18 protein-coding genes are annotated in these 19,314 nt (G+C 69.9%); 10 read left to right on the top strand and 8 right to left on the bottom strand.

The window, feature by feature from the left end; genetic code table 11:
- Nucleotides 1–908 (bottom strand): alpha/beta fold hydrolase (locus NZH93_RS32260; RefSeq protein ID WP_259627045.1); only part of this gene is annotated, 908 nt, incomplete at its 3' end.
- A gap of 172 nt (nt 909–1,080) precedes the next feature.
- Between NZH93_RS32260 and NZH93_RS32265 the strand changes: the two genes are divergently transcribed.
- Nucleotides 1,081–1,575 carry a nuclear transport factor 2 family protein gene (locus NZH93_RS32265; protein WP_259627046.1) on the top strand — a complete coding sequence of 165 codons (495 nt, stop codon included), beginning with the start codon at nt 1,081–1,083 and terminating at the stop codon, nt 1,573–1,575.
- Between the two features lie 53 nt (nt 1,576–1,628).
- Nucleotides 1,629–2,138, top strand: coding sequence for a hypothetical protein (locus NZH93_RS32270; protein WP_259627047.1), 510 nt, complete (start codon nt 1,629–1,631; stop codon nt 2,136–2,138).
- 106 nt (nt 2,139–2,244) lie between these two features.
- On the opposite strand, the gene NZH93_RS32275 is transcribed toward NZH93_RS32270, so the two are convergent.
- The gene (locus NZH93_RS32275) at nt 2,245–5,529 is read right to left on the bottom strand and encodes a S8 family serine peptidase (RefSeq protein WP_259627212.1); all 3,285 of its coding nucleotides are present in this window, start codon (nt 5,527–5,529) and stop codon (nt 2,245–2,247) included.
- Nucleotides 5,530–6,194: 665 nt separating this feature from the next.
- On the opposite strand from NZH93_RS32275, the gene NZH93_RS32280 reads away from it, so the two are divergent.
- Together NZH93_RS32280 and NZH93_RS32285 are read left to right on the top strand one after the other, a co-directional pair.
- Entirely contained in the window at nt 6,195–6,734 is a 540-nt protein-coding gene (locus NZH93_RS32280; RefSeq protein WP_259627048.1) for an NADPH-dependent FMN reductase, read from the top strand.
- Complete coding sequence (locus tag NZH93_RS32285; protein ID WP_259627049.1) at nt 6,731–7,231, top strand: flavin reductase family protein; 501 nt, start codon at nt 6,731–6,733, stop codon at nt 7,229–7,231. The genes NZH93_RS32280 and NZH93_RS32285 overlap by 4 nt, the downstream gene beginning before the upstream one ends.
- 1 nt (nt 7,232) lies before the next feature.
- On the opposite strand, the gene NZH93_RS32290 is transcribed toward NZH93_RS32285, so the two are convergent.
- From NZH93_RS32290 to NZH93_RS32300, 3 genes are read right to left on the bottom strand one after another with little or no spacing between them, the layout of a single operon-like run.
- Nucleotides 7,233–9,143, bottom strand: coding sequence for an FAD/NAD(P)-binding protein (locus NZH93_RS32290; protein WP_259627050.1), 1,911 nt, complete (start codon nt 9,141–9,143; stop codon nt 7,233–7,235).
- Nucleotides 9,140–9,907: an amino acid ABC transporter ATP-binding protein gene (locus NZH93_RS32295; protein ID WP_259627051.1), complete on the bottom strand. Its 768-nt coding sequence runs from the start codon at nt 9,905–9,907 to the stop codon at nt 9,140–9,142. The genes NZH93_RS32290 and NZH93_RS32295 overlap by 4 nt, the downstream gene beginning before the upstream one ends.
- The gene (locus NZH93_RS32300) at nt 9,904–10,821 is read right to left on the bottom strand and encodes an amino acid ABC transporter permease (RefSeq protein ID WP_259627052.1); all 918 of its coding nucleotides are present in this window, start codon (nt 10,819–10,821) and stop codon (nt 9,904–9,906) included. The genes NZH93_RS32295 and NZH93_RS32300 overlap by 4 nt, the downstream gene beginning before the upstream one ends.
- Before the next feature lie 371 nt (nt 10,822–11,192).
- Between NZH93_RS32300 and NZH93_RS32305 the strand changes: the two genes are divergently transcribed.
- From NZH93_RS32305 to NZH93_RS32320, 4 genes are all read left to right on the top strand, one after another.
- Nucleotides 11,193–12,347, top strand: a complete 1,155-nt coding sequence (locus NZH93_RS32305) for an LLM class flavin-dependent oxidoreductase (RefSeq protein ID WP_259627053.1) — start codon at nt 11,193–11,195, stop codon at nt 12,345–12,347.
- On the top strand, nt 12,344–12,838 hold the full coding sequence (locus NZH93_RS32310; protein WP_259627054.1) for a GNAT family N-acetyltransferase: 495 nt from the start codon (nt 12,344–12,346) through the stop codon (nt 12,836–12,838). Before NZH93_RS32305 ends, NZH93_RS32310 begins: the two co-directional genes overlap by 4 nt.
- Nucleotides 12,839–12,852: 14 nt before the next feature.
- Nucleotides 12,853–13,785 carry an ABC transporter substrate-binding protein gene (locus tag NZH93_RS32315; RefSeq protein ID WP_259627055.1) on the top strand — a complete coding sequence of 311 codons (933 nt, stop codon included), beginning with the start codon at nt 12,853–12,855 and terminating at the stop codon, nt 13,783–13,785.
- 357 nt (nt 13,786–14,142) lie between these two features.
- Entirely contained in the window at nt 14,143–16,287 is a 2,145-nt protein-coding gene (locus NZH93_RS32320; protein WP_259627056.1) for a putative bifunctional diguanylate cyclase/phosphodiesterase, read from the top strand.
- On the opposite strand, the gene NZH93_RS32325 is transcribed toward NZH93_RS32320, so the two are convergent.
- Together NZH93_RS32325 and NZH93_RS32330 are read right to left on the bottom strand one after the other, a co-directional pair.
- A complete protein-coding gene (locus NZH93_RS32325; protein ID WP_259627057.1) occupies nt 16,274–16,444 on the bottom strand; it encodes a DUF397 domain-containing protein in 171 nt (56 codons plus the stop codon). The two genes, NZH93_RS32320 and NZH93_RS32325, sit on opposite strands and share 14 nt — an antisense overlap.
- A gap of 9 nt (nt 16,445–16,453) precedes the next feature.
- Nucleotides 16,454–17,293: a helix-turn-helix domain-containing protein gene (locus tag NZH93_RS32330; RefSeq protein ID WP_259627058.1), complete on the bottom strand. Its 840-nt coding sequence runs from the start codon at nt 17,291–17,293 to the stop codon at nt 16,454–16,456.
- 109 nt (nt 17,294–17,402) lie between these two features.
- Between NZH93_RS32330 and NZH93_RS32335 the strand changes: the two genes are divergently transcribed.
- On the top strand, nt 17,403–17,636 hold the full coding sequence (locus NZH93_RS32335) for a hypothetical protein (RefSeq protein ID WP_259627059.1): 234 nt from the start codon (nt 17,403–17,405) through the stop codon (nt 17,634–17,636).
- A gap of 64 nt (nt 17,637–17,700) precedes the next feature.
- Nucleotides 17,701–18,564, top strand: coding sequence for a S1C family serine protease (locus NZH93_RS32340; protein ID WP_259627060.1), 864 nt, complete (start codon nt 17,701–17,703; stop codon nt 18,562–18,564).
- Here the strand turns inward: NZH93_RS32340 and NZH93_RS32345 are convergent.
- Nucleotides 18,545–19,300 (bottom strand): methyltransferase domain-containing protein, encoded by a 756-nt coding sequence (locus NZH93_RS32345; protein ID WP_259627061.1) that lies wholly within the window; start codon nt 19,298–19,300, stop codon nt 18,545–18,547. The two genes, NZH93_RS32340 and NZH93_RS32345, sit on opposite strands and share 20 nt — an antisense overlap.
- Nucleotides 19,301–19,314 lie beyond the last annotated feature (14 nt).

Consider the following 19,314-nt stretch of genomic DNA (forward strand, 5'->3'; position numbering starts at 1 on the left):
CGAATGGTCTTCAGCACGTCCTCGATGGCGTTGGTGATGATTTCCGGGCGTTCGGTCACGATGCCCTCGTGTGAGGTGTTCTCGGCGACCACGTGCTTGCGGTTCGGTCCGGCCTGCGCGAAGTGGGCTTGGGCGTCGCGCCACAGTTTTGCCGCCTCCGGGGAGTCGACGAACGGGGTTTCCGACGCGACGATCGCGGTTACCGGGACGTCGTTCGGCCAGGACAGCTTGTGGAACGTGCGGTGCACGGTGGCGTAGTCGACCATCACGGCCAGCAGTTGGCGGTTCTTCTTGGTCGAGTCCTTGGCCAGCAGGTCGGCCTTCTGCTGCTCGATGACCGGTTCGAACGCGGTCAGCATGTCGTCGGTGAAGAAGTCCGGCACGTTGGCGTCGATGAGCACCGCGCCGGAGACCCAGCCGGGGTTCTTGGTGACGAAGTTGGTGGCGACCTCGCCCGCGATGGAGTGCGAGACCAGCACGACGTCCTTGGTGACCCCCAACTCCTTCAGGCCGGCTTCCAGGTCCGACACGGCGTTCTCCACCCGCCACGGGCCCGAGACCTCGTCGCTCTCGCCCTCGCCCGCCCGGTCGTAGGTGATGACCTTCGAGCCGGTGGCCTTCGCGAGCTTCGGCGCCAGGTCCTTCCAGTACGACGAGCTCAAGCCACCGCCCGCGTCCAGGACCAGGGCGGGGAGTTTGCCGTCCACGACGTGGAAGACCAGGTCGTGCTCGGCGTTGGTGACCTTGCGCGTCTGGAACTCGACCGGCGCGGACGTGCTGGTCGGCGTGCTGGGGGACGGGCTGCTCGCCGCGGTGGGGGTCGAGCACGCCGCCAGCGAGGCTGCCAGCAGTGCGGCGGCGGTGACGGTGATCGTGTTGCGGCGCAAAGAGATCAGGTGTTTGACCATGCGAGAAACCTAGGAATTTCGCCTCCGCCGGACGATCCGGCCAACCGGCCGATCCCTCCTGGGGCTAGCCGCACCCACGGCGTCGGGCCAGCAGGTTGACAGCGCGTTCGTGATATGCGCATACTTTGGTTACACTATATAACAAACGCCAAAGCCTGAAACTGGAGTCATCGTGAAGACCAACTTCCTGCGCCGTGGCCTGACCGTCCTGCTCGCCAGCGCCGTCAGCGCCGTGCTGATGGCCGGAACGTCCACGGGCTCGCACCAGAGGCCGGACGTCGTGGCGCAGTGGGCGGCCGCGTGGAACGGCACGGATCCGCAAGCGCTGGCGAAGCTGTTCACCCACGACGCGGTCTACACCGACCTCGGGGTGAACAAGGTGTCGACGGGGCGGGACGGGGTCGCCGCCTGGAAGTACGGCACCGACCAGCTCATCGCGAACGCCCACGTGACGGTGAAGGGGTCGTTCCGCTCCGGCGACCGGATCGCGGCCGAGTCGACCTACTCCGGGCACATCAAGGGCGCGCCGACGCCCTTCGCGGTGCCGATGACGACGATCTTCGAGTTGCGCGGCACCCTGATCCGCGCCGATCGGGACTACTACAGCCTGTCGACGCTGCTCGCGCAGTCCGGGCTGCCCGCCGACTGGACGCCGCCCACGGGCTGAACGGGTGAGGGGGGCCGTTGCAACCAAACGGCCCCCCTCGTCCGTCTACGCAGGTGACGGGAAGACGGTGGGTGCTGAGCGGGGTGGTGGCGGTCATGTGCGCGGGGGTGGTCGCGGGGTGCGGGGCGTCCGGGACGGGCGTCACGTCCACGGGTGCGACGTCCGCGAGCGGCACGTCCGCGAGCGGCACGCCGACGGGTGGGGCGTCGTCGGTCGAGGTGAGTGCCGGGCGGTCCGCCCCGGTCCAGCCGACCACGACCGCGTCACGGCAGGCGGACGCGGTGCCGCCCGCGCTCTCGCCTCGCGCCAAGGAGTTGATCGACCAGGCCAAGCAGGCGCGGCAGGAGTCGGTGGTGCTCACGATCTCCACCGCCGCGGGGCGGGCCGAGTCGACGGCGCAGGCGTTGCGGGACCTCGGCGCGACGGTCGAGTCCGTCGACGCGACCGTGGGCTACGTCCGCGCGAGCGTGCCGGTCGCCGTGGCCGCGCAGGCCGCGACGCTGGACGGGGTGTCCCGCGCGGACGTCGAGGAGGAGATCGGCTTCCCGGATCCGACTCCCTGACGGGCGCGGCGGCCCCGTGCCCAGAAGCGCGGGGCCGTCGCTGAATACGAATCGGCCCCGCGTCCCTCCAGGAGGGGCGCGGGGCCGTTCCGTAGATCGGTTCTGACTAGACGACCTGCTGCACGACCACCGTGCCGCGGCCGACCGTGGCGCCTTCGGCGGTCACGACCTGCAACTCACCGCGCAGGATGCGCCCCTCGCCCGGCTGGGCGCTCGCGGTGACCGTGCCGTTGACCGTCCACGTCGTGCCGGCTGCCCGGTCGGCGTGGGGGTCGGACACGGACACGTTGCCGAGGGCGGACGACGCGTAGAAGTCGATGTAGTCGTACTCGGTCGTGCCCGCGGGCACCGAGTAGCCGTCCACGACGACCCGCCACAGACCGGCGGCGGGGTTCGGCGTGATGACCGACTCCTCGGAGTCGCCGTCGGCCGACGTCCTCGACACCACGCAGGTGCCCGTGGAGCAGTTGTAGAGCGTCAGGTCGAGGTCGGCGGAGATGTCGCTCGTCTTGCCGATCGTCGCGCTGATCGCGCTGGCACCAGCGGGAACCGTGATGTCGTAGGTCTGCACCGCCAGGTTGGCGATGGTCGGCCTGTCGATCTTGGCGCTGGTGAGCTGACCGCCCGCGAGCCCGCCCTTGAACGCGGACAGCGAGTTGGTCACCTGGTAGGTCCGCGCGACCGGCTGGCCGAGCGGGGCGGACGCGATGGTGTCCGGGTTCGGGCTGACGGTGGTGCCGAGCACCGACGCGGTCACCTTGTACGGGGCCTTGTCGGCGTCGGACGTGCGACGGGCCTCGACCACGATCTCCCAGACGCCCGGCAGCGGGTTGCTGACCGTGCGGCTCAGGGGCGTGCCCGGCGAGCAGCCCGCGCCCGCGTCGGGGTTGTAGCAGGACGTGGAGCTGGTGAGGTCGAGCGGGATGCCCGTCGGGTCGACGCGCAGGAAGCGCACCTGACCCTTGCCGGGGTCGCCACCGGCGACCATGTCGACCTTGAGCGCGCTGGCGCCCTGGGGGACGCGCACGAAGACGCTCGTCACCTGGTTGCGGGCGATCTCACCGGACTGGGTCACCGCGTACTTGTTGGCCGCGGTGAACTCCTGGGCGGCGAAGACGGTGTTCAGCGTCTTCAGGTCGACGCCCGGCGTGGACGGGTTGTCCAGGCTCAGGACGGCGGACTGGACGCCGACCTTCTTCGGCTTGACCTTCACGACGAACGACACCGGGGTGTTCAGCGGCAGCGTGACGCTGTTCGGCGAGTCGAACGACTTGGTGTCGCCGTCCCAGTCGACGCGGTACTTGACCGGCTTCGCCGAGCCCGTGGTGCGGGTGAGGGTGTACGTGCGGGTGTAGTCCTTGCCGATCGTCACGCCCTCGCGGTCGTGGATGCCGACGCCCCGGTTCGCGGTGGGCTTGAGCTGCGCGGACAGCGCGGTGTGCACCTCGACGGACGAGGTCACGACGTCCTGCGCGCCGTTGCGGCTCAGGATCGAGTAGGCCGACTTGACGTCGAACTGGCCCGCGCCCTGCTCGTACGCGCCGAGGTCCTTGTTGAAGTCGGCGCCGGACTTGATGGCGTTGCGCAGCTTCGCGACGTTGGGCCGCTCACCGTTGTGGGTCGCCTTGTACGCGCTCACGAGCAGCGCGGCGGCACCGGTCGCCTGCGGGGCGGCCATCGACGTGCCGTTGAACATGGCGTAGCCGGCGGGCAACTCGTAGGTGCCCGCGACGGGGCCGGGGACCTGCCAGCGCGGCACGGAGGAGATGGCCGAGCCGGGCGCGGTGATGTCCGGCTTGAAGCCGCCGTCCTCACGCGGGCCGCGCGAGGAGAAGCCGTGCAGGCTGTCGGACTGCTTGGTGACCGAGCCGTAGTTGGACAGCCAGGTCTGCTTGGTGATCGACGAGCCGACGCTGATCGCGTCCGTGGCCACCGAGGGGTCGCCGACGGTGTTCGCACCGGCGCCGCTGTTGCCCGCGGAGATGAAGATCTGCACGTTGTACTCGGCGATCGTGCGGTTGTAGAGCTCCGCGCGGGCGTTGTTGCCGTCGTTGAGGGCGGGCAGGCCGCCGATGGAGATGTTCACGACGTCGGCGCCGTTGCGCGCGGCGTACAGGACGCCGTCGAGCAGGCCGCTGCTGGTGCAGGACGACGAGGTGAGGCAGACCTTGACGGCCATCAGCTTGGCGCCGGGGGCCGCGCCGGTCATCTTGCCGCCGAACAGGCCGTTGGCCGCGGTGATGCCCGCGACGTGCGTGCCGTGCGCGGCGCCCGCGATGCCGAGGTTGACGAAGGCGGTGCCGCCGTTGTCGTAGATCGACCTGTCGGTCTGGACGACGAAGCCGACGCGCTCGACGATCGGCGTGGCCGCGTTGTCGGTGCCGAAGAAGCCGACGTCCTTCTTGTACTTGTAGTCGATCATCGCGGCCTGGTCGGTGAAGTCACCGTCCTGGTCCAGGTCGACCCGGACCTCCTTGGTGGCGACGTCCTGGAGCACCGCGAACGTGTCCAGCCGGTCACCGTCGCGGTTGATGTCGCCGCCGGTCTCCGACGTCGACGAACCGAGGTCCTTGGTGATCTCGCGGAACAGGCCGAGCGAGTACGGGCCGCCGGTCGCGGGCGCGGTGTAGTTCACGCCGCCCGAAGTGAAGGCGCCGGTGTAGCGCTCCTTGCCCATCGCGACCCACGTGCCGTCGTTCTCGGTCGGCGCGTTGGCGTTGTACCAGTCGACGATCTTGCGCTCACCGGTCGTCGTGGTCGTGAGCGCCGGGTGGTCGAGGTCGACGCCGGAGTCCAGGATCGCGATCGTGGTGCCGCGGCCGTCCCACTTGGGGTGCGACTTGGTGAAGTCGGCGGCGCCCGTGTCGCCGATCGGCATGTACGGGTTTTCCTTGGGGGTCTTCGCGTCCGGCGCCTTCTGCGGCAGCGGGTTCGAGGCGCCCTCGGGCCTCGGGTTGTCGACGGCGACGAGGCCGTCGACGTCCACCGCGTCCACCGACTTCAGCTTGGCGGCCTTCTCGGCCTGCTCGCGCGGCAGCGTCACCTTGAGGTAGTCGACCTCGCGGTCGGCCTTCTCGACGACGGCGCCGAGCGCCTGGAGCTCCGTGGTGGCGGCGTCGATCTTGCCCGCCTCAGCGGCGACGAGGAGCGTGACGTCGGACTTGCCCGCCTGCTCCGCTTCGACGAGGAGGGCGCGGTCCTGCTTGTCGAGCTGCTTGTCCGCCTGGGCGGGCGGCAGCGGCTGCGCGAGTGCGGGGGTGGCGGCGAAGCCGAACCCAGTCGAACCCAGCACGGCGGCCAACAGGGCCGCACTGGTGCGGTGTCTCCACCGAAGTCCTGACCTGATCACGACGCGAAAACCCTTCGTGGGGGGAGAATGCTGGAAGCACATCTCTCCGCGCACGAACCGGCAATAGGACGATCAGCCTATTAATGAAGTCCACATTGGACTGAACAGTCTCTTGCCAACAGCCCTTTTCCAGGCTAGAGATCGGTTTTCCGATAACGGTTGGCACACCTGAGCGCCAGTCAAGAGCTGATCGAAGGGAATGTCAACCCATGTCAACGGTGAATACGACGTCCTTCGGTGAGAGCGGTAACGAATTGACGTGACAACCGATGCCGCCTATTCAGGGGTGGCACCGGGGGTGACGTCGAGCACCAAGGGGAACACCCGTGTGGTACCACCCGTTCTACAGGAGGTCGGCACCAGGGTGCTGCGCCCGGCGCCGGTTCACGGCGGACGCCCCCTCGCCCGCGTGGACCACCCCCGAGGCGCTCGTGGCGCGCCCCTACCCGCCGACCGCCGTCGGCCGGACGGAAACCCCCCTTCCGCACCGGCCGACGGTCTCCCAGCCCCGCCGAGCGGGTGGTGTGCCGAAGTCCCGCTCCCTGGACGTCCTTGACGCCACCGCGCGACCACCGCAGTCTCGGAGGGGTGAACCGAGCCCAGCTCCTGACCCGACGCCGCCACGTGGACTTCGCGCGCACGTGTTCCTGCCGCTGTCCGTAGCCCAGGGACCACGCCGACTTCCCGTTGCCCAGCAAGGAGCCCTCATGTCCGCACTCATCGGCACGCTGGTGGGCAACCCCCGCCCGGCCTCCAGGACCCTCAACGCCGCGCTGGCCCTGCGCGCGGCCCTGCGCCAGGTCCTCCCCTCCGCCGAGGACGGCGCCGTCGTCGACGCCGCGGAGCTGGCGCAGGACGTCTTCACCCCCGGCTCCACGAGCGTCAAGGACGCGCTGGCCTCGCTGGAGCGGTCGACCGTCCTCGTGGTCGCCTCGCCGACCTACAAGGCCACCTACACCGGCCTGCTGAAGGCCGTGCTGGACCAGGCTCCCGGCGGCTGGCTCAAGGGCAGGATCGCCATCCCGCTCCAGGTGGCCGCGTCGGACAAGCACGCGCTGGCCGCCGAGCTGCACCTGCGCCCGGTCCTGGTCGAGCTGGGCGCCCACGTCCCCGGCCCGGCGGTCTTCCTCAACGAGGCGGTGCTGGCCGACCACGACGCCCTCATCGCCACCCTCGCGCAGCACCTGGTGGACACCGGAACGGCAGCCGTCGTGCGGGCGGCACTAGCGGCAGGGGCGTCTGGATGAGCGTCGTACCCCGGCAGTCGAAGAGGGACCTCGCGGACGAGCTCAAGGGCGCCCTGCGCGACCACCCGCAGGCGGTCACCATCGTCACCGCCCAGGGCCCGGAGGGGCCGGTGGGCGTCACCGTCAGCTCCTTCACCTCGGCCAGCATGAACCCGCCGCTGATCGTCGTGTGGATCGGCGACGGCGCCTCGGCGTGGCCGGTGCTGCGCACGGCGCCGCTGTTCGCCGTGCACCTGCTGCACGCGGGCCAGAGCGACCTGTCGGACCTGTTCGCCAGGACGGGCTCGGACCGCTTCGGCGACCAGACCAACTGGGAGTCCGACGTCGACGGGGTGCCGCACCTGCTGGACGCCCCGCTGCGGCTCCGCTGCCGCACGGCGAGGCGCATCGCCGTCGGCGACCACGTCGCGCTGGTCGGCGAGCCCTTGGAGGTCCAGCACACGGGCGGCACCCCGCCCCTGGTGAGGTTCCAGGGGCGTTATACGTCTGTGGATTAAGTCAGGCCACGCTTTCGGCGTTGCCCGAGCCCTCGGCGGCCAGCAGGCGCAGGAGGGCTCGGGCAACGCCGTCGTTCTGCCGGAAGCCCGGCGCGTTCGTGCCCGGTCGGGCGAACGCGGCGAACGCGCGGCCGGTCGTGAACGGGCCAAGGGCGAACCGGCGGGGGTGCGCGGTGCCGTTGCGCTCGATCAGCCGGTTGTCCTCCGGTGAGACGCGCACCAGGCCCGTCGACCGGCCGTCGGACAGCTTCTCCTCCACGACGTCGCCCGCGCCGCGCAACGCCCGCAGCACCGGGTCGGCCGTGCGCCCCAGGCTGTGGGCGGGCAGGCGGGCCTCGACCAGCCCGGTGGCGCGCACGACGTCCGGCGAGCTGGCGCTGCCCGCCACGAACGCGCCGTCCTCGGCCCGCACCCACACGTCCGCCCCGAGGAAGTTCACGATCCCGGCCCGCGACAGCGCGAGCAGCTCCTCCAGGCGGTCCGGCGGCGGTCCGCTGGCGAGGAAGCTGAAGAACCCGCCCCACCACCCGTCGGCGTGCGCCAGCCGCGACGCCGGGGACAGCTTCGGCGAGTTCAGCACGCGCGGCAACTGCCCGTAGACCGACAGCAGCGCCATGAACGCCCCCAGGTCCGCGCTGAACGCCGGATCGGACCGCCGGGCGACGTCCGCCTCGACGTAGGCGCGCAGGTGCTCCTGGAACTCCTCACCGGTCGCGAACACCAACCCCGCCAACGGCCGGTCCAGCCGCTCGAAGTCGATCCGGTCCTCCACCAGCGGCACCGACGACTCGACCAGCGCCGCCATCCCGGTGCTGTACCAGGGCAAGCCGGCGAACTCGGCGGCGAACTCGTTCCACGGCAGGGCAACCCGCTCCGGGTGCCCGGTGAACAGCTCGTGGAAGTACCCCCAGGCGATCTCCTTGGCCAGCAGCGGCCACACGTCGGCCTGGAAGTCGAACTCGACGGGCGAGGCCAGCAGCTCGTCGACCACCTGCCCGTCGAAGAACCTGGGCAGCGGCAGGGGATCGCCTTGCAGCCGGTAGCCCGTCTTCGAGTGGTACGGCACGCCGCGCCGCGACCCGACGTGGATCCGCGGTTCACGGCCGGAGGGCACGTACCGCAGGCCGTCGGCGGACTCCTCGAACCGGCCGCCACGCCCCTGCGTGAGCAGCACCATCAGGTCGATGAACGCCAACCCGAACCCGCGCAGCACCACGTCGGCCCCCTCCCGGACCGAGGAGAGGTCGCTGTCGGCCGAGTAGTCCGGTGGCAGGTACGCCAGCCCGTTCGCGGAGGCGTAGTCGACCAGTTCCCGTTCCTCTGCCCCGATCTCGGCGTCCAGGTGCCCCAGCGTCAACACCACCGCGTCCGCCACCAGCGGCGTCGACCGGTCGGCGAGCCACACCCTCTGCCGCCCCTGCGGCGACCCGGTGATCCGCCGCACCGACGTGCGGTGCTGGTGCACGGTGATCCCCGGCGGCAGCGCCTCGACCGCGTCCCGGAAGAACCACGCGAGGTACGCGCTCTGCAACCGCCTGCTGGGGAACGTCGTCGGCTCCAACCGGTCCAGCTCGGCCAGCACGTCGGCGGGGAGGTCCACACCGGACAGTCCGCCGGACGTCACCAGCCCGGCCCACTCGGCGAGCGACGGCCCCGGCCGCACCGGACCGTCGCACACGACGCTCGCGTCGGTGAACATCGTCACGTCCACCGCCATCGAGTTCATCCGCAGCAGCTCGGACTGCTCGTACCGCCAGACGCGCCCGGCGCCCGGCGGGTGCGGGTCGACGACGTGGACGTCCAGCGCCGCACCGGGGAACAGCTCCGGCGCGTTCACGGCGAGGCGCTCGACCAGCCCGGCCGCTCGCGGCCCGCCACCGACCAGCACGAGCACCACCGGCGGTGCGCTCACAGCACCCTGGCCAGGAACTCGCGGGTGCGGGCGTGCCGGGGAGCGGACAGCAGCTCCGCGGGCGGCCCGGACTCGACCACCCGCCCCTCGTCCAGGAACACCACGGTGTCCGCGACCTGGCGGGCGAACGCCATCTCGTGGGTGACCACGACCATCGTCATCCCCGCTTCCGCCAGGTCGGCGATGACGGCCAGCACCTCGCCGACCAGTTCCGGGTCCAGCGCGCTGGTCGGCTCGTCGAACAGCATCAGCTTCGGTTCCATCGCCAACGCCCGCGCGATGGCGATCCGCTGCTGCTGACCGCCGGAGAGCTGCCGAGGGTAGGACTCCTCGCGGCCCGCGAGCCCGACGCGGGCGATCAGCTCCTTGCCCAGCGCCACGGCGGCGGCGCGGGACAGGCCGCGCACGCCGATCGGCGCCTCGACCACGTTCTCCAGCACGGTCAGGTGCGGGAACAGGTTGAAGTTCTGGAACACCATGCCGATCGAGGCCCGCTGCTTGGTGATCAGCCGGTCCTTCAGCTCGTGCAACCGGCCCTTGTGACGGCGGTAGCCGATCAGCTCGCCGTCGACCTCGACCTCACCGGCGTTGATCTTCTCCAGGTGGTTCACGCACCGCAGCAGCGTGCTCTTGCCGGACCCGGAGGGCCCGATCACGCAGGTGACCTCGCCCTGCCGCACCTCGAGGTCGACCCCGCGCAGCACCGGCGTCGTCCCGTAGCTCTTGTGCAGGTCGCTGATCCGCACGACCGTCGCGGCGCTCATCGCAGCCGTCCCTTCAACCTCTGCCACGGCGTGGGCGGCAGGGCTCGTGCCGCGCCCCGCGCGTAGTACCGCTCGACGTAGTACTGGGCCACGCTCAGCACGCTCGTGACGACGACGTACCAGACGGTCGCGACGAGCAGCAGCGGGATGATCAGGTAGTTCCGGTTGTAGATGAGCTGGACGGAGAACAGCAGGTCCTGCACGGCCAGCACGCTCACGATCGACGTCCCCTTGAGGGTGCCGATCAGCGCGTTACCCGCGGCCGGGATGATCGAGCGCATCGCCTGCGGCAGCACGATCCGCCGCAGGATCCGGCCGCGGCCCATGCCCAGCGCCAGCGCTGCCTCGACCTGCCCCTGCTCCACCGAGATCACGCCGCCGCGGACGATCTCGGCGGCGTACGCGGCCTCGTGCAGCGTCAGGCCGATGATCACGGCGGCGAGCGGGCCGATCAGGTTGGTGGAGCTGATGCTCACGAAGTCCGGTCCGAACGGGATCCCGAAGGACAGCGTCGGGTACAGCGCGCCGATGTTGAACCAGAACAGGAGCTGCACCAGCATCGGCACGGACCGGAAGATCCAGACGTAGCCCCAGGCGACCCCGACGAGCACGGGGTTCCCGGACAGCCGCAGGACGGCGAGGACGGTGCCCAGCGCGAACCCGAGCACCAGCGTGAGGACGGTCAGCCACAGCGTGAGGCCAAGACCGCGGAGCACCACCTCAGCGGTGAAGTACTCGGCGACCACACTCCACTGGAAGGCCTCGTTGGTGATCACCGACCGCACGGCGGCGGCGAGCATCACCAGTACGACGACGGCGGAGATCCAGCGGCCGGGTCGGCGCAGCGGCACCACACCGGCGGCGGGGGTGGTTCGGGCGGTCGGAGGCGGCACGAGATCGGTGGAAACGCTCACAGAAGGTCTCCGAAGACGAGGGACAGCACGGAAAACGGGTGCCGCGTCCCTCAACGCCGCATCCGATGGTAAACGCCCGCTGCGAGCAGAAGTCAAGGCTGTCCGAGGGTTGGACACCCATCCCACGTCTCGTTGACGTACGCCCGGAGCGCTGGTGCACTGGGGTCGTGGAAAGCCTGCGACTGGTCACCCGAGACCACATCGACTTCGGTCGAGTGTGGTCCGCTTCCTGTCCGCGCTGAGACCCACCGCCGAGCGCGTCTCCCTCAACGCCCGAACTCGGCCAGTTCCCCCTTCACCCCACTACTGGGTTCCCGCACGCCCGCGTCCGCCGCGGGCGTCTTCTCCGCACCACCACTGGGGAGTACGACGTGCCTGTGGAATTTCTGGGTATCGGTGGCACCAACGACGGCTCGGAGACGAGCCCGCGCACCGGCGCCTCCTTCGACAAGGACTACACGCTCCGACTGGCCCGCGCCCACGAGGACAACGGCTGGGACCGCGTGCTGTTCGCCTACGGCTCCGGCTCGCCGGAGCCCGCCCAGGTCGCGGCCTTCGTGGCCACGAAGCTGGACAAGCTCCAGATCCTGTTGGCGCACCGCCCGAACGTCTCCTACCCGACGTTCGCCGCGAAGACGTTCGCCACGCTGGACCAGATCAGCGACGGCAGGCTGACCGTGCACTTCATCACCGGTGGCACGGACCACGAGCAGCAGCGCGAAGGCGACTTCCTGACTAAGGACGAGCGCTACGACCGGACGCGCGAGTACATCGGCATCGTCAAGAAGGCGTGGACCTCGCGCGAGCCGTTCGACCACGAGGGCACCCACTACCGGTTCGCCGACTTCGTCAGCGACACCTTCCCCTTGCAGCAGCCCAGGATCGGCGTCTCCTTCGGCGGGTCCTCCCCCGCCGCGTACCGCGCGGGCGGCGCCGAAGCGGACATCTACGCGCTGTGGGGCGAACCGCTGGCGCAGACGGCGGAGCAGATCGAGTCCGTCAAGCAGGCGGCACGGGACGCGGGCCGCACGGACGTGCCCCGCATCCAGGTCGCGTTCCGCCCGATCCTCGGCGCCACCGAGGAACTGGCGTGGGAGAAGGCCTACCGGACCGTCGACGCGATCAAGGAGCGCACCAGGGGCGGCACGGCCGCGCTGACCCGGCGGCACTCGTTGAAGAACCCGGAGAACACCGGGTCGCAGCGGCTGCTGGCGCTGGCGGAGCAGGGCGAGCGCTTCGACCGCGCGCTGTGGACGCCGACGGCGGCGGCGACCGGTGGCGCGGGCAACTCCAACGCGCTGGTCGGCACGCCGGAGACGGTGGCGCAGGCACTGCTGGACTACTACGACCTCGGCGTGGACATCCTGTCCGCCCGCGGCTACCACATCTTGAACGACGCCATCGACTTCGGCCGGTACGTGATCCCGATCGTCCGCGAGGAGGTCGCCAAGCGCGACGCGGCGCGCGCGGAGGCGGAGGCGAAGGCGCAGGAACCGGTGCGCGAATCCATCTCGGTCGACGGATGACGGTCAACCAGTTGGAGGTCCGCCGGGTCGACCCGGCGGACCCGCTCACCGGCCCGATGATGGCGGAGCTGACGCACGAGTACGTGACCCGCTACGGCGAGGACGCGCGGCAGGAGATGGCGCGCTACCCGACGGAGGTGTTCCGGCCGCCGGACGGAACCCTGTTGCTGCTGCTGGAGGACGGCGTGCCGATCGCGGGCGGGGCGTTCAAGCGCTACGACGGGCGCACGGCGGAGCTGAAGCGGATCTGGACCGGTTCGGCGCACCGCCGTCGCGGGCTCGGCCGCCGGGTCGTCGCCGAACTGGAGCGCGAGGCCGTCGCGCTCGGCTACCGGCGGCTCTACCTGACGACCGGGCCGCGGCAGCCGGAGGCGAAGGCCCTCTACCTCGTGCTCGGGTACACGCCGCTGTTCGACGTCTCGGCCGATCCGCTGACCATCGGTCCGCTGCCCTTCGAGAAGTCCCTGCCGTTCGAGAACACGACAAGCTGATGGGAAGAACGACAGTGCGCGCCAGACGGAGCAAGCTCTACTCACTGCTGATGCTGTCCTTCGCCATCTCGTTCGCCACCGCCGGGTGCGGTTCGGCGGGCGCCGGGAGCGGTCCGTCGGGGTCGGCCGCGCCGACGGTCGACGTGCTGGGCTCGGTGGTCAAGGACGACGCCCTCGCCGCGCTGCTGCCGGAGGCGAGCAGGCAGGCCGGGGTGGTCAAGTTCGCCTCGTCGGTCGGCAGCACGCCGCCGTCGTCCTTCTACGCCGAGGACAACAAGACCGTCCAGGGCGTCGACATCGAGATCGCCGCCGCGGTCGGCCAGGTGCTCGGGCTGCGGATCGACCGCGAGGTCGCCAGCTTCGAGGCGATCCTGCCCGCGCTGAGCAGCGGCAAGTACGAGGTGGGCACCGGCAACTTCGGGGTGACCGAGGCGCGGAAGAAGACCATCGACTTCGTCACCTACATCAACGACGGCCAGGGCTTCGCGGTCCGCAAGGGCGACGACCGGGTCAAGGAGGTGAAGAAGCTCGACCAGCTCTGCGGGCTCAAGATCGGCACCGGGGCGGGGACCACGTTCGAGGCGACCCTGGAGCGGGAGAAGCACGTGTGCCCGGACGCCGGGAAGCCGGAGTACCAGGTGCTCAGCTTCTCCGACACCGCCGGGATCTACCTCGGGCTCCAGCAGCAGCACATCGACGTGATCATGAGCACCATCAACGGGCTGCGGCACGCCGCTTCCGAACAGCCGAACCTGGTGTTCCTGAACGAATTCAAACGACTCGACGTCGGATTCGCCTTCAAGAAGGGTTCACCGCTCACGCCCGCGTTCCAGGGAGCCGTCAACAAGCTCATCAAGGACGGCACCTACCAGCGGATCCTGGAGAAGTGGGGTACTCGGGATTCCGCCATCCCGGAGTCCCAGATCAGTCCGCCCGAGCACACCTGACCCGTTCGGCCCAGAACCGGGTCTTCCCCGCTGGGGAGGCCCGGTTCTACTTGGTTAGCGCACTACCCTCCGGTAGGGAGGCTCCTCTTCCGCCTGACGCGCATCCGGACGAAATTCGGGTGCTCGGGTTGGGCTGAGGACGTGTCATCAGTAAGCTCACCCGCAGCCAACGGACCATGACGGAGTGTGCCGTGGATGACGCGGATGGGCTACCCGCCTCTCCGCTGGTCCCGACCCCGAACGAGTGAAATTGGAGCGTCTGTGCACAGCGCCCCGCGGAGCGGTAGCCACGATGTGCGCATTCGCCGATCACCGAAATCGTCGGGCACCCGTTCCGCGAATGGTCACCGGGTCTGAATGGCGATGGTCGACCAGTCGGGGAGGAATCCCGAGCCACGAACAACGCTCGACGAGTTCCCGCTCGTCCGCGAGGACTTCGCGCACCGCTGGACGGCGCTGATCAGCGGCACCGTGATGTCGAACGTCTCGCGCGCGGAACTCGAGCAGACCCTGGCCGAGTTGACCACGCTGGTCGTCCGGGCGGTGAACACCGATCCGCCCGTCGCCGAACTGGGCCGCCGGATCGGCAGGCTGATGGTCGAGCACGACTTCATCTCGTCGGAAACCCTGGAGCGGTCGATCGCGTTCCTCGGCGACTCGCTGATCCCCCACTTCCGGCTGCCACCCGAGTGGACCGGCAGGCTCGTGCGGGTGCTGGGCTGCCTGGCCGCCGGGTACAGCGACGGGCTGCGCGACCGCACCCTCGACCAGCAGGAGCTGAGCAAGACCGCCGCCGTCATCGCGACCCGCAGGGCCGAGGAGGCCCGCCACGACAGCGAGACGAAGTTCCGGGCGGTGTTCAACTCCTCGGCCATCGGCATCGCCGTGATCGGCATGGGCGATCAACTGCTCGACTTCAACGAGGCGTTCCTCAGCCTGCTGAAGTACGAGGCGGATGCCCTGCGCCCCATCGCGCCCAGTTCGCTGCTGCACCCGGAGGAGCGGGAGGCGATGACCCTCGTCATGCGGCAGATCGTGGCCGGGGACCTGGAGCACTTCCGCGGCGAGGCGCGGCTGCTGCGCGACGACGGAGAGATCGTCGAGACGCTCCTCGCGCTGTCGCTGGTGCGCACGCCCGCCGGTGAGCCCGCGTACTTCGTGTCGATGATCGAGAACATGAACGAGGTGCGGGCGCTCCAGTCGCAGCTCGTGCGGCAGAGCCTGCACGACGTGCAGACCGGTCTGGCGAACCGCGCGCAGTACCTGGGCTGGCTGGAGGCCGCCTCCGGCACGCACGGCCCGAACGAACTGGTGCTGGTGCACTTCGACATCGACGGGTTCCGGGTCGTCAACGACGCGTTCGGCCACGACGTCGGCAACCGGATCCTGACGGGCTTCGCGAACCACCTGCGCGCGGTGTTCGACGGGGTCGGCCAGATCGCCCGGATCGGCCCGGACGAGTTCGGCGTGCTGGTCAAGGACCCCAAGGACACCCCGTCGGTGATCGCGCTGGTCGAGGAGGCGCTCGACCTGCTCACCGAGCCGGTCTACATCGACGAGCACGGCATCGGCGTGACGGCCAGCGTCGGCGTCGTCGCCCGCCAGTCCCGCGGCGTGGACGCGTTGGAGATGCTGCGGTGCGCGGACATCACGGTCGGCTGGGCGAAGGCCGACGGCAAGGCGCAGTGGGCGCTCTACGACCGGGAGCGCGACCTGCGCGACCGCGAGATGTGCGTGCTGGCGGCGTCCATCCCCGGCGGTCTGGAACTGGGCGAGTTCCACGTCGACTACCAACCGGTCTACTCGTTGGCGGACCGGTCGCTGGTCGCCGTCGAGGCGAAGCTCCGCTGGCACCACCCGGACCGCGGCGTGCTGGACCCCGAGCAGTTCCTGCCGCTGACCTCCAGCACCGGCATGGTGCTGCGGCTGAGCCGCTGGGCCGTGGAACGGGCCTGCGAGGACGCGGGCCGCTGGTTCGCCGAGTTCGGTGGCGCGACGCCCGTGCTGAGCATGGACCTGACCGCCAGGCACTGCCAGGAACCGGAACTCGTCGCCGAGATCTGCAAGCTGCTCCAGCGCACCGGCCTACCCGCCGAGCAGCTCCAGTTCGAGCTGCACGCGTCACTGCCCGCGATCATCACCGACGACCAGGCCGACGAGCTGGACATCCTCGCGAGCCGCGGCGTCCGGTTGGTCCTGGACCACCTGGCGGGCGGCAACGTCGCCGCCGAACGCGTCCGCCAGATCCCGTTGCACGCGCTGAAGTTCGCGGCCCGCGTCGTGCACGGGCTGGCCGACGACGCGGACGTGATCGACAAGAGCGTGACGATGGCGCTGGTGAAGTGGTCCGGCGTCCTGGAGCTGCCGCTGATGGCCGACGGCGTGCGCTCGGAGACCGAGGCGGCCAGGCTGGTCGAACTCGGCATCACCAGCGCCCAGGGCCCGCTCTTCGGCCCACCGATGTCGGCGGCCGAGATCCGGGCTCTGCTCAGCGAGCGCTGAGGAACGCGGCCCAGGCCGAGGCCGGGAAGGCCAGCGACGGGCCGGTCGGGTTCTTCGAGTCACGCACGGCCACAGGACCGGCCTCGGGGAACCGCACGGCGACACAGGTGCCGTTCTCAGCGCTGTAACTGCTGGTGCGCCAGTTGGTGCTGCTCATCGCGAACTCCTACCTGATCAATGATTCGATCAGAGTCGCGCTCTCACCGGGCGACAGCGCTACTCGTGCCAGACTCTGTGTGCTCAGGGTATACGTGCGCACCCTGGCTGAGTCGTCGACGAAGACCGCCGCATCCTGCAATTCGATGTAAGCGATGGACCGCGCATCGGCGAAGTCCAGGAGAACGAACTGGCCGTTGGGAGCAGCGTGTGGGCCCGCTTCCGGCCGGACAACCTGGATGGTGACGTTCGGCTGGTCAGCCAACTGGAGCAGGTGTCGGTACTGGGCATTGAGCAAATCCTGGTTGCCGATCCTCAGCCGAAGGGCCTGCTCGTTGAAGATGGCGTGGCATTCGAGTGGTTCTTCCTTGCTGAGCAAGCGTGCGCGCTGCATGCGGAACTCGACCAGCCGCTCAGCTCGATCAGGACGGACGCGGCTCGCAGCCTGCGTCAGCTCGCGGGCGTAGTCCTCGATCTGCACCAAGCCGGGCAGAACGATGGGCTCGAACACGAACTCATGACGCGCCAACGACTCCAGGCCGACGATGGTGCGCAGCCAGTCGGACATCACATCGGTCCAGTCGCCCAGCCAGGAAGCCTCGTCGGCCCTCCCGGAGAGCAGCACGATGCGGTCGACGTGCTCCCGGTCGACTCCGCAGGCCTTGAGGATCTTGCGGATGTCGGCCGGGTACTGCATCGAGCGACCGGTCTCCAAGTGCCCGAGCTTCGCTCGGCTGATGCCGGTGGTCTCGGCCAACTCCGACAGGGAAACCTTGGCCTCGTTGCGGAATCGGGCGAGTTCAACGCCGATCAACCACTGGAGCGCGGACGGCGCGGACACCTCGAACATGACCTCATCCTACCGAGCAACCCCCGAAGACGTGTTCACTCATACGAGGGATGTTCAACCGTAGACGTCTCCACCTACTGTTCGGGTAGTCAACCACCCAGGAGAGCCCATGTTCGTCAGCGATACCACCGTGCACATGAACGCCTACATGCACGTGCCGCCTCGGGCGCAGGTGGGGTACGCGCTGACCGAGGACGACCAGGTGGAGATCAGCGTGGGCGAGCGCAGTCGGGTGCTCGACCTGTTCGACGGTGTGACGCTGGTGTTCGAGGAGCACAGCCTGGAGCAGGTCGTCGAGATCATGACGGAGGCCCTGGCGGAGCTGCGAGCGCAGCGCGGCTGATTCTCTTGGGAAGTCCTGGGTGTTCGCTCAGGTTCCTCACAACTCGCGGCGCGACAGTGGAGCCATGACCGAGACGCGACAGGATTTCCCCGCCATGAGCGGGTCGTTGAACGACGAGGCCACGGCGCCGGGGTTCTGGCGCCGCACCTCCACCAGGTTGACCGCCGCGGCGTTCGCCGCCGCCGTGGTGGCGGGGACGGCGGGTGGGCTCATCGGGGCCGCCAGCGTGCCGACCGCGGTGACCGCGTCGGTGACCAGTTCCACCATCGCGAAGACGTCCACCGGGTCGTCCACCGAGGACGTGAGCGCCATCGCGGCGTCCGCGCTGCCGAGCGTGGTGCAGGTGAACGTGTCCGCGGCGCAGGGCAGCGGCATCGGCTCGGGTGTCGTGCTCAGCGCGGACGGGCGGATCCTGACCAACAACCACGTGATCTCCGGGGCGCAGCAGGTCTCCGTGACCACCAACGACGGCAAGGAGTACGCGGCCACGGTCGTCGGCGCCGACCCGAACAGCGACCTCGCCGTGCTGAAGCTGACCGGCGCGAGTGGACTGACGCCCGCGACGTTCGCGGACTCGTCCAGGGTCAAGGTCGGCGACCAGGTCGTGGCGATCGGCTCGCCGGAAGGCCTCCAGGGCACGGTGACGTCCGGGATCGTCAGCGCGCTGGACCGCACGGTGAACATCGCCGGTGAGTCCCGCCGGTCCGCGGGCACGAGCTACCAGGCGATCCAGACCGACGCGTCGATCAACCCCGGCAACTCCGGCGGGCCGCTGCTGAACTCGGCGGGCCAGGTGATCGGGATCAACTCGGCGATCTACTCGCCCGCGTCGGGCGCCGAGCAGGCCGGGAGCGTCGGGATCGGCTTCTCCATCCCGTCGAACCAGGCCGTGCAGATCGCGAACCAGCTCACGGCCTCGGCGAACTGAGTCCTTTGAGGACGGACACGCGCACGTGTTCGACGAAGGGCCGGTGGGGTTCCAGGGACCGGCGGATCCGCTCCTCCAGGAGCGGCCGCCGGTCCTTCGTCGGCAGCCGGTCCAGCGGCAGCGCCGAGTAGACGCCGCCGACCACGTGCTCCAGGTCCAGGTCGTCGGTGTACTCGAACACGAACGTCGACACGTCGTAGCCCGCGGCGACCAGCGCGGCCCGGTAGCGGCGCTGGTCCGCGTCCGCCGTCCCGCAGGTGGCCCCGGCCGTCGTGCCCAGCCAGTCTTCGAGCACCTCGCGCAACGCGCGGGACCACGCGGTGTCCTGGAGCCACAACGGGGTTCCGTTGGTCACCACCGCGATGCCGCCGCCGGGCCGGAGGTCCAGCGCCCGGAACAGCCGCTCGTGGTCCATCCAGTGCAGCGCCTGCCCGACGGTGACGGCGCCGAGCCCCCGGTGCGCGGGCAGATCGGCATCGGACCCCACCTGCCAGGTGATGTTCGGGCGGCGGGGTCCTCTGGCCAGCATGTCCGGCGACGGGTCGACCGCGAGGACGTGCCCGACCCGTTCGGCCATCGGCACGGCCAGTTGGCCCGTGCCGCAACCCAGGTCCAGCACGGTGTCCTCGCCGGTGAGCCCGAACGAGGACACCAGGTCGTCGAACACCTCGGCCGGGTACCCGCGCCGGTACGACGCGTAGAAGTCGGCCACCTCGCCCGCGAATCCCAGGTCCATGCCGCCCACCTTGC

Source organism: Umezawaea endophytica (assembly GCF_025061645.1).
Lineage (GTDB): Bacteria > Actinomycetota > Actinomycetes > Mycobacteriales > Pseudonocardiaceae > Umezawaea > Umezawaea endophytica.

Bases quoted from the DNA above. Each gene is read 5' to 3' on its own strand.
- NZH93_RS32280 (WP_259627048.1), top strand. From the start codon at position 6,195: ATGTCCGCACTCATCGGCACGCTGGTGGGCAACCCCCGCCCGGCCTCC.
- NZH93_RS32335 (WP_259627059.1), top strand. From the start codon at position 17,403: ATGTTCGTCAGCGATACCACCGTGCACATGAACGCCTACATGCACGTG.
- NZH93_RS32345 (WP_259627061.1), bottom strand. From the start codon at position 19,300: ATGGACCTGGGATTCGCGGGCGAGGTGGCCGACTTCTACGCGTCGTAC.
- NZH93_RS32340 (WP_259627060.1), top strand. From the start codon at position 17,701: ATGACCGAGACGCGACAGGATTTCCCCGCCATGAGCGGGTCGTTGAAC.
- NZH93_RS32295 (WP_259627051.1), bottom strand. From the start codon at position 9,907: ATGAGCGCCGCGACGGTCGTGCGGATCAGCGACCTGCACAAGAGCTAC.
- NZH93_RS32325 (WP_259627057.1), bottom strand. From the start codon at position 16,444: ATGAGCAGCACCAACTGGCGCACCAGCAGTTACAGCGCTGAGAACGGC.
- NZH93_RS32310 (WP_259627054.1), top strand. From the start codon at position 12,344: ATGACGGTCAACCAGTTGGAGGTCCGCCGGGTCGACCCGGCGGACCCG.
- NZH93_RS32320 (WP_259627056.1), top strand. From the start codon at position 14,143: ATGGCGATGGTCGACCAGTCGGGGAGGAATCCCGAGCCACGAACAACG.
- NZH93_RS32275 (WP_259627212.1), bottom strand. From the start codon at position 5,529: ATGTGCTTCCAGCATTCTCCCCCCACGAAGGGTTTTCGCGTCGTGATC.
- NZH93_RS32285 (WP_259627049.1), top strand. From the start codon at position 6,731: ATGAGCGTCGTACCCCGGCAGTCGAAGAGGGACCTCGCGGACGAGCTC.
- NZH93_RS32330 (WP_259627058.1), bottom strand. From the start codon at position 17,293: ATGTTCGAGGTGTCCGCGCCGTCCGCGCTCCAGTGGTTGATCGGCGTT.